This is a genomic window from Actinoalloteichus spitiensis RMV-1378, from assembly GCF_000239155.1.
GTDB lineage: Bacteria > Actinomycetota > Actinomycetes > Mycobacteriales > Pseudonocardiaceae > Actinoalloteichus_B > Actinoalloteichus_B spitiensis.
Map to the genome: position 1 here is coordinate 1 of NZ_AGVX02000233.1, position 9,163 is coordinate 9,163.

A 9,163-nucleotide genomic window follows, 5' to 3' on the forward strand; every position below is an offset into this window, starting at 1 on the left:
CTACCGTGGGCTCGGCGGGCACACCGGCCGAGGTGGGGTGGCGGATGGAAGCCGAGATCACGCTGCGAGTCGACGGCACCACGCACACGCTGCGGGTGGACACCCGCACGTCCCTGCTGGACGCGCTCCGCGACCGGATCGGGAACACCTCCCCCAAGAAGGGCTGCGACCACGGGCAGTGCGGATCGTGCACCGTCCTGCTGGCCGGCCGGCGGATCACCACCTGCCTCGCCCTGGCCGTCTCGCACGACGGCGCCGACATCACCACCGCCGACGGCCTCGCCCCCGGCGACGAGCTCCACCCCGTGCAGCGGGCCTTCCTCGACCAGGACGCGTTCCAGTGCGGCTACTGCACGCCCGGCCAGGTCTGCTCCGTCGTCGGCATGCTCGCCGAAGCGGACGACGGCCGCCCCAGCCACGTCACCAACGACCTCACCGGCCCCGTCCAGCTGACCGACGAGGAGATCCGGGAACGGCTCAGCGGGAACCTCTGCCGCTGCGGCGCCTACGTCAACATCGTCGCCGCCGTGCGGCAGGCCCTCGGGGAAGGGGCGCCGTGATCCCCTTCGACTACCACCGGGCCACCGACGTCGAGGACGCCGTGCGCACCGCCGCCGCCCGGCCGGACGCCGCCTACCTCGCCGGGGGCACCAACCTCGTCGACCACCTCCGGCTGGGCATCACCTCCCCCGGCCTGCTCGTCGACGTGTCCCGGCTCCCGTTCGACGACATCGACCGGCTGGCGGACGGCGGTGTCCGGGTAGGAGCCGGGGTGCGCAACAGCGACCTCGCCGCGCACCCCGCCATCCGCCGCGACTACCCCATGCTGGCCGCCGCCCTCCTCGCCGGCGCCTCCTGGCAACTGCGCAACCTGGCCACCACCGGGGGCAACCTGCTGCAACGCACCCGCTGCGCCTACTTCCAGAACCCGGCGACCCCGTGCAACAAACGGGAGCCGGGCTCGGGCTGTTCGGCACTGGCCGGCTGGCAACGCCACCACGCCATCCTGGGAGCCTCCGAACACTGCGTCGCCGTCCACCCCTCGGACATGGCCGTGCCACTGGCCGCGCTGGACGCCACCGTCCGCATCACCGGCCCCGGCGGGAACCGAGGGGTCCCCCTCACCGCCTTCCACCGGCTCCCCGGCGACGAACCGCAGCGGGACACCGTCCTCGACCACGGCGAACTCATCACCGCCGTCGACCTGCCCAGGATGCCGCCCACCACCCGGTCGGCCTACCGCAAGGTCCGCGACCGGGCCTCCTACGCGTTCGCGCTGGTCTCGGTGGCCGCGACGCTGACGGTGACCGACGGCGTCGTCCGGGACGCGCGCATCGCCCTCGGCGGCGTGGCCCACAAACCGTGGCGGGCCACCCGCGCCGAGGAGACCCTGCGGGGAGCCGCCGCCCGGGCGGAGTCGTTCCGGGCCGCCGCCGAGGCCGAACTCGCCGAAGCCGAACCACTCCCGGGATCCGCGTTCAAGACGACGATGGTCCGCGAGGCGCTGGTCTCGGTGCTGACCGGCCTGGCCGAGGGGAGACCGCGATGACCGGTACCCCGCCGACCCGCGAGCCGGGCCACGAGTCGGGCCGACCCCGGGAGCGGCTGGACGGCCCCGCCAAAGTGGCCGGCCGGGCCCCCTACGCCTACGAACAGCCGGCCGAGGACCCGTTGTTCCTCTTCCCGGTGCGCTCCACGATCGCCCGGGGCCGGGTGCTGTGGGTGGACACCGAGGAGGCGGCGGCCGTGCCCGGGGTGGTGGCCGTGCTCACCCACCTCAACGCGCCCCGGCTGGCCTCGCGGGACGACCTGGAACTGTGGGTGTTGCAGGACGACGAGGTACGCCACCACGGCCAGTTCGTCGGGGCCGTCATCGCCGGGACACCGGAGGTGGCCAGGTGGGCGGCGAGCCTCGTCCGAGTCGAGTACCAGCGGGAATGGCACGACGTGGTGCTCCGCGCCGACCACCCGGAACGCTACCGGCCCGACCACGTCAACCCGAGCTTCGACACCGACACCTCGCTCGGCGACGTCGACGAGGCGCTCGCCGACGCGGCCGCCACCGTCGACCAGACCTACCGGACACCCGTCCAGCACCACGTGCCGATGGAACCGCACACCACCGTCGTCCGCTGGCCCGGCCCCGCCGACCTCGGCGCGGTCGCCATGTACGACTCCAACCAGGGCGTGTCCCCGATCCGGAAGGTCCTCGCCCCACTGCTCGGCCTGGACCCCGACCAGGTGTGGATCCACTCGCCGCACGTGGGCGGCGCGTTCGGTTCCAAGGCCTCCCCGAAAGCCCACCACGTGCTCACCGCGCTGGCCGCCCACCTCGTCCCCGGACGCCCCGTGAAGTGCGCGCTCACCCGGCAGCAGATGTTCGCCAACGCCGGGCACCGCACCCCGACCATCCAGCGGGTGCGGTTGGGCGCCGACCGGCGGGGCCGGCTGACGGCCATCGCCCACGACGTCGTCGAACACACCGCCCGGTTCAAGGAGTTCGCGGAGCAGACCGCCGTCGCCACCCGCACCATGTACGCCGCCGACAACCGCCGCACCACCCACCGCCTCGTCCCGCTCGACGTCCCGGCGCCGGTGATCATGCGCGCCCCCGGGGAGGCGCCGGGCATGTTCGCCCTGGAGTGCGCGATGGACGAACTGGCCGTCGCACTGGGCATGGACCCCGTGGAGCTGCGGATCCGCAACGAACCCGACGCCGACCCGGAGAGCGGGCTGCCGTTCTCCACCCGCCACCTGGTGCGCTGCCTGCGGGAGGGCGCCGACCGGTTCGGCTGGGCCGACCGCCCACCCGCCGGGCAGGGCCGCCGGGACGGGGACTGGCTGGTGGGTTTCGGGGTGGCCGCCTCGACCTACCCGCTGTTCCCGCAACAGGGGTCCAGCGCGCGGATCCGCGCCCTGCCCGGCGGGCGCCGGCAGGTGGAGATCGCCGCCTCCGACCTGGGCACCGGCACCTGGACCGCGTTGACCCAGATCGCGGCCGACGCGCTCGCGGTCCCGGCGGAGGCCGTCGACCTGGTCATCGGGGACAGCGCCCTGCCCTCGACCGTGGGCGCCGGTGGATCCTCGGGGCTGAGCATCTGGGGCACCACCGTCGTGGCCGCCGCCCGGGCCTTCCGGGACCGGTTCGGCGACGACCCACCCGCCGGCGCGGAGGAGGTGGGGGAACTGCCGGAGAACACGGCCGTCGGCCGGTACGCGTTGCACGCCTTCGGCGCCCAGTTCGCGGAGGTGCGGGTCGACGCGGTCACCGGCGAGATCAGGGTCCCCCGGATGGTGGGGATCTTCGACGTGGGGCGGGTCATCAACCCGCGCACCGCCCGCTCCCAACTCATCGGCGGCATGACCATGGGGCTGTCCATGGCCTTGCACGAGGAGAGCGTGGTGGACCCCCGGTTCGGGCACGTGGTCAACGGCGACTACGCCGAGTACCACATCCCCACCAACGCCGACGTCGGCGACATCGACGTCAGCTGGCTCGACGAACCCGACCCGCTGTACAACCCGATGGGCAGCAAGGGGATCGGGGAGATCGGCATCGTCGGCACCGCCGCCGCCGTCGCCAACGCCGTGTGGCACGCGACCGGGGTGCGCGTCCGGGACGTGCCCATCACTCCCGACCGCCTGCTCGGCCGCCTCCGGTAGCCGCGCTGGGCCCCCGGAACCGGGCGCCCGTCCTCGGGTCGGGGGGACACCCGGCGCGACCGCCGGGGTCCCCGGGGCGCTCCCCGAGGCGGGGACGGACCTCGGCTCCTCCCGACCCAACGACCCGGGACCGGGCCGGACCGGACGGAGCTGGCACCCACCCGGGAACGACCCCGGCGCCGCCGGCCGTCGTCCTCGACGCGCCCGGCCGGGACCGCCGGTCGCCCGTGGGAACCGGTCAGAGCGCCCGGGCCAGGGAGGCCAACGACACGAACGGATCACCGCCCACCGGGATCAGCACCGTGCTCGTCACCCCCGCCTCGTGCAGCACCTCCACCCGCCGCCGCGCCTGGGCGGGAGTGCCCACCACCGCGAGGTGCCGCACCCACTCCGCCGGGAGGCGCCGGGCGAACTCGCCCCCGTCCGCGCACCCGGCGCGCAACGCGATCACCTCGTCGGCGAAGGGCAACGGCGCCAGGTGGGGACGCCAGTCGGGTTCACCGAGCGGCGCCAGGGCGGGGCGCACCGCCGCCACCGCCGCGCCCTCGTCGTCGTGGACCACGGCCAGGTTGTAGCCCACCACCCGGTGGGGGCCGCGCGCGGCGATGCTGCCCAGCGCCGCGCGCACGTACTCGGGGGACACCGGTTCGGCCAGGACCGTCCCCTCGGCGACCCGCCCGGCCACCGCGAGGGAACGCGGACCCCGAACCCCGGCGAGCACCGGCGGGGGGACCGCCGGAGGCGTCTCCAACCGGACGCCGTCCAGCCGCACGTGCCGACCCGCCACGTCGACCCGCTCCCCGCGCAGCAGCGCCCGCAGGGCGACCGTGTACTCCTCCAGCAGGGCGAGCGGGCTCGCCGGCCAGGCTCCGACCTGCCGCATCCAGTCCGGCATGCCGTGGCCGACGCCGATGTCGACCCGGCCGGGGAACAACTCCGCCAGCGTCGCCGCCTCCATCGCCGCGAAGGCCACGCCTCGGGCGCCGACCGGCAGGACCCCGATGCCCACCCGGATGCGGTCGGTGGCGGCGAGCACCGCCCCGGCCTGGGCGACGCCACCCCGGAAGCCGAGGTCCTCGACCACCCACAACTCGCCGAAGCCGAACCGCTCAGCCTCCCTGGCGAAGTCGAGGACCCGGTCGGCCGGCAGATCGCGGGGCAGCAGCACCCCGGTGACATGGTCGTCCACTGTCGTCACCACTCCTCGATCGCGCCGGGTGATCCACCCGACATGCTGGTCACCCGGTCCGCGTTCCGGCCGAGGCGTCCCGACGTCGTCATTGTCCTCACGCTGGCGGGCGGCGAGGCGAGCAGAGCGCGGACCAGCAGGACCAGCAGGACCAGCAGGACCAGCACGACGATCATGGCGTCCCGCAGGCCGGACGTGGTCGCCGAGGAAGCCCAGCAGCGGCGGCCCGACCAGGAGAGCGACGTACCCGGCGGTGGCCACGGCGCCGAGCCGCGCGGTGGCATCCCCTCCCCCGCCGCCGAGATCGCCAGCGGGAACCCGAGCGAGCCCCCAGGCCCGACCCGACCACCGCACACGCGGCCACCGGGTCACCGAGGAACACCACCACGGCGAGCACCACCGCCCGCGGCACCTCGCGGGCGGCTCTGGCATCGGCGGCTGGGCCAGCGCGCTGAGCGGTCCAGCACCGGGAGCGGAACAGAACCGTCGTGAGCGGACCACACCCGGCCAGGCCGCCACACGCGGCCCCGAGTCCACCGCCCTCGGCTCGGCTAGGCTCCCGTCGATGAGACGGAAGGCCAGGTCACCGCTGCCGCAGCGCAACGGGTTGGACGCGGCGCGGCTGCGGCTGCCGGCGGACGGCCCCTGGGCGACCCTGCGCGAACACCTCGTCGACCGGCTGCCGCGAGTCGCACCCGAACGCATCGACGCCCTGTTCCGGGAGGGACGCTTCGTCGACCACTCCGGGCCGCTCGCCCCGGACAGCCCCTTCGTCCCCCACGCGGTGCTGTGGTTCCACCGCGACCTGCCGGAGGAGGTGCCCGTCCCCTTCGAGATCGGGATCGTGCACCAGGACGAGGACCTGCTGGTGGTGGACAAGCCGCACTTCCTGGCCTCCATCCCCCGGGGGAGGCACATCCTCCAGACCGCGCTGGTGCGCCTCCGCGACGAACTCGGCCTGCCCGACCTGGTGCCCGCCCACCGCCTGGACCGGGTGACCGCCGGCCTGCTCATGTTCGTCGTCCGCCCCGAACGCCGGGGGGCGTACCAGACCCTCTTCCGCGACCGGGCCGTGCACAAGGAGTACGAGGCCGTCGCCCCGCACGACCCCACCGTGGAACTGCCCAGGACCGTGCGCTCGCGGATCGTGAAGGAACGCGGCGTCATCACCGCGCAGGAGGTGCCGGGCACCCCGAACAGCGAGACCCGGATCGAACTCGTCGAGCACCGCGACGGCCTGGGCCGGTACCGGCTGCTCCCGAGCACCGGCCGCACCCACCAACTACGCCTCCACCTCGCCGGGCTCGGGCTGCCCATCCTCGGCGACGACTTCTACCCCGTGCTGACCGAGAAGCCACTGGACGACTTCACCCGGCCACTCCAACTGCTCGCCAGGGCGATGTCCTTCACCGATCCCGTGACAGGTGAAGCACGCCGGTTCGAGAGCCGGCTCACGCTCGGAGCCTGGGACGACTACGAGACCTGGTCCGGCGGCAGCCCCGACCCGCTCCCCGCCCCGTTGGCGAGCCACCCATGGAAGCGGTCTGGATGCTGACCTTCGGCGCCTCCGCCTACCACTCCCACTCTCCGCGATACCGTGTCTCCGCACCGTGCGCACCGCCTCAGCTCCACCGCCCGGCAGGTCTTCCTCGGCGTGCGAGTCAGCTTCGAGAAGGCCTCGTACGACAGCGAGAAAAGACAGCGGACGACCGCTGGGATGCTCCGACCCACGGGCGAGGAGCAGCCGCAGGTCCGCGTACCATTTTCAGCGAACCCCCCGGGTCTGATGTCAAACCTCGGGTTCGCTGCAAAACAGCCGCGAAAAGCCGCTCGTGGACAGCCTCCCACCTGCGGCTTTACTCTCGGGTCCTCATCGCCCCTAAGAGGGGTCACAACGCGACGGGGATGGTGAGGACGACGTTGCCGTCCTCGGTCCTCATCGCCCCTAAGAGGGGTCACAACATGGTGGTGACGTTGGCCTGGCCCAGCGCTTCGCAGTCCTCATCGCCCCTAAGAGGGGTCACAACCGTGTTCCTGCCAGGCGGCGGGGAGATCCGGCCGTCGGTCCTCATCGCCCCCTAAGAGGGGTCACAACACCCGACCCGCGCCCCCGACCCGACCCGGGTCGGGGTCCTCATCGCCCCTAAGAGGGGTCACAACGAGCGTCACTCGGCTTCCGCGACAACCAACCCATGAGTCCTCATCGCCCCTAAGAGGGGTCACAACATCGGCCCACACGCCGCGCACCGCCGGCGGGCGGCGTCCTCATCGCCCCTAAGAGGGGTCACAACCCGCTGCGGACACCGCTCTCCGGTCCGTGCTGGGGTCCTCATCGCCCCTAAGAGGGGTCACAACAACGAGCAGTGACCACCAGGGCCGCCCCGAGTTCCGGTCCTCATCGCCCCTAAGAGGGGTCACAACAGAATCGTGATCGGCGGCAGCCCGAAGTCCTCGAGGTCCTCATCGCGCAACACCGGGGCCGACCGGGCGTAGCGGCGTCCAGGGGTCAAGCCGCGACGGCCTGCACGGTCGGCGGACGTCCGAGCGAAGAAACCCAGCGCGGGAAGGGTGTTGGCCGGCAGGCGTGAGGCTCCCGCTCTTCATGCTCGCTTCCGGTTCGGGCGCGGACAGTGGTACTCCGCGCCCGACCCCACGGCAGGGCGCCTGACGCGGGACGGCGCTGCGTCGGCGGTCAGCGGTGCCCAGAGATCAGCGGCGGATCCACCCGAAACCGCCGGAGTTGCGGGCACCGAGGCCCCAGGCCCAGAGGGCCCGGAGGGAGTCGGGCTCGCCGTGCACCCGCACGCTCACGGTGGCCCCGGCCTGGCGGCCGCGCCCGATGGCGAAGGACCTCTTCGGTCCGGTGGGAGTGACCTCGCTGAGCTTGATGTCGGAGTCGAGCTTCAGCGTGTCGAGTTTGCGTCGCAGGTTGTGGAGCAGCGCCTCGGCGAAGCCCTCCTCGTAGGGCAGGACGTTGGGCAGCGACGGCCGCCGCCCGACCTCACCGCCGGCGGTTCGCGGGGAGTTCGGCGGTAGCAGCCGCAGGACCACCGGTGTCTCGGTGGCGAAGTCGGCCACCCCGGCATCGAACGCGGGCGGGGCGAGGAGGTCCGCGCCCTGGATGTGCAACGCGGTCCCTCCCCAGTCGAGCACCTTCCGCCGCGTCAGCTCCTCGTGCCACGACTCGGCGAGTCCCGGCAGGGGGCTGCCGAGTTCGAGATATCCGAGGCCCCGAACGGCGTAGGTGCGCGGCACCCGGGGGGCGTTCGGGAAGACGGGGGCTCCGTGGCCGGCCGGCATGGGAGCGTTCGACTCGTGCAGCCGGGCACCGAGTTCCGGCGCCGTCGCCTCGAGCAGGTGGTAGATGACGCCCCGACCGGGCCGCAGCACCTGGTCCCAGGGGATGCGCGTGGCCTGGCTGCTGAGCTGGAGTCGGACCCTCATGAGGTGGCTTCCGTTTCCGAAGGGTGGTCGAAGTCGAGGAAGGTGACCGGGGCCGCGCCGGAGATCTCGAGGAAGTCCACGGTGAGGGTGTCCAGGAGGGCGTGCCCGGCGTGGCGAGGTGATCGCAGGCGGGCTGGCCGGCGCTGGACCGCCACCAGTTCGCCGGCACCTCCGTCGGCGACGTTCTCCCGCACGTCCAGCAGGCCGACGTAGACGTGGTCGTCGTCGAACCTGAGCCGCGCGTAGTGGCTCCCGTCGTGGTGCCGTGCCCAGAGGTGGGTGGCGATCGGTGGCGTGGCCGGGGCCTTCCCGAGGTGGATCCCGTCCAGGTCGATCCACAGGCACACGTGCTCCGTGAGGAGCTCGCGTGCCTGAGCCCAGGGCAGTCGTCCCCGTCCGTCGAGCAAACCCGTGAGCTGGTTGTTCACGATGCGCTCCGCTCGCTGGTCGAGGTGGCGTGGAGCACGCCACTGGTGGTGAGGGTCTGGACCGCCTCGGCGCGCAGTGCCTCGACGGCCCCCGCGTCGTGGGTGAGTCGGAGCGTGCCGAGCCCTCGGGTGGTGGCGGTCCCGATGCCGAGCAGCCCGTCGTGGATGTCGAGGCAGGCCAGGGTGAGGAGGGCGGTGACGGCCGGCGGCACGGGACCCAGGGCGTCGACGGTCAGGTCGAGGGTGCCCGAGCGGACCACCTGGCGGCCGTAGAGCGCGGAGGGACGGGCTCCACCGAAGACGCGGTCGAGGGCGACGTGCCGCTGCTCGACGACCTCCGCCCCGACGACCGGGGAGTCCCGGAAGACAAGCAGGCCACGACGGCTCGCACCGTCTCCGGGAGCCGCCGCGCCGAAGGCGCGGCAGATCAGGCAGGGTC

The 9,163-nt window shown here is 73.3% G+C and carries 9 protein-coding genes and 1 CRISPR repeat array; of the genes, 4 read left to right on the top strand and 5 right to left on the bottom strand.

Going from position 1 to position 9,163, the window contains the following annotated elements; all coding sequences use genetic code 11:
• The first annotated feature begins 44 nt into the window (after positions 1-44).
• From ACTIDRAF_RS0211740 to ACTIDRAF_RS0211750, 3 genes are read left to right on the top strand one after another with little or no spacing between them, the layout of a single operon-like run.
• A complete protein-coding gene (locus tag ACTIDRAF_RS0211740) occupies positions 45-560 on the top strand; it encodes a 2Fe-2S iron-sulfur cluster-binding protein (RefSeq protein ID WP_026066008.1) in 516 nt (171 codons plus the stop codon).
• The gene (locus ACTIDRAF_RS0211745; protein ID WP_016698936.1) at positions 557-1,549 is read left to right on the top strand and encodes an FAD binding domain-containing protein; all 993 of its coding nucleotides are present in this window, start codon (positions 557-559) and stop codon (positions 1,547-1,549) included. Before ACTIDRAF_RS0211740 ends, ACTIDRAF_RS0211745 begins: the two co-directional genes overlap by 4 nt.
• Positions 1,546-3,663, top strand: coding sequence for a xanthine dehydrogenase family protein molybdopterin-binding subunit (locus ACTIDRAF_RS0211750; RefSeq protein WP_016698937.1), 2,118 nt, complete (start codon positions 1,546-1,548; stop codon positions 3,661-3,663). Before ACTIDRAF_RS0211745 ends, ACTIDRAF_RS0211750 begins: the two co-directional genes overlap by 4 nt.
• A gap of 238 nt (positions 3,664-3,901) precedes the next feature.
• Here ACTIDRAF_RS0211750 and ACTIDRAF_RS0211755 read toward each other — a convergent pair whose 3' ends face one another.
• Positions 3,902-4,861, bottom strand: a complete 960-nt coding sequence (locus ACTIDRAF_RS0211755) for an LLM class flavin-dependent oxidoreductase (RefSeq protein ID WP_245533509.1) — start codon at positions 4,859-4,861, stop codon at positions 3,902-3,904.
• Entirely contained in the window at positions 4,858-5,136 is a 279-nt protein-coding gene (locus ACTIDRAF_RS34930) for a hypothetical protein (RefSeq protein ID WP_245533510.1), read from the bottom strand. Before ACTIDRAF_RS34930 ends, ACTIDRAF_RS0211755 begins: the two co-directional genes overlap by 4 nt.
• A 281-nt stretch (positions 5,137-5,417) precedes the next feature.
• Here ACTIDRAF_RS34930 and ACTIDRAF_RS28425 point away from each other — a divergent pair, with 281 nt between their 5' ends.
• Positions 5,418-6,407, top strand: a complete 990-nt coding sequence (locus tag ACTIDRAF_RS28425) for an RluA family pseudouridine synthase (protein ID WP_052168791.1) — start codon at positions 5,418-5,420, stop codon at positions 6,405-6,407.
• A 575-nt stretch (positions 6,408-6,982) separates the two neighbouring features.
• Positions 6,983-7,273: direct repeats of the CRISPR family, unit length 30 nt; unit sequence GTCCTCATCGCCCCTAAGAGGGGTCACAAC.
• A 288-nt stretch (positions 7,274-7,561) separates the two neighbouring features.
• Here the strand turns inward: ACTIDRAF_RS28425 and ACTIDRAF_RS0211770 are convergent.
• The 3 genes from ACTIDRAF_RS0211770 to ACTIDRAF_RS0211780 all read right to left on the bottom strand — a co-directional run.
• Complete coding sequence (locus ACTIDRAF_RS0211770; RefSeq protein WP_016698941.1) at positions 7,562-8,296, bottom strand: CRISPR-associated endoribonuclease Cas6; 735 nt, start codon at positions 8,294-8,296, stop codon at positions 7,562-7,564.
• Complete coding sequence (locus ACTIDRAF_RS0211775; protein ID WP_016698942.1) at positions 8,293-8,724, bottom strand: hypothetical protein; 432 nt, start codon at positions 8,722-8,724, stop codon at positions 8,293-8,295. The genes ACTIDRAF_RS0211770 and ACTIDRAF_RS0211775 overlap by 4 nt, the downstream gene beginning before the upstream one ends.
• The coding region (locus tag ACTIDRAF_RS0211780; protein WP_026066009.1) for an RAMP superfamily CRISPR-associated protein at positions 8,721-9,163 on the bottom strand (443 nt) is incomplete at its 5' end. The genes ACTIDRAF_RS0211775 and ACTIDRAF_RS0211780, both read right to left, overlap by 4 nt.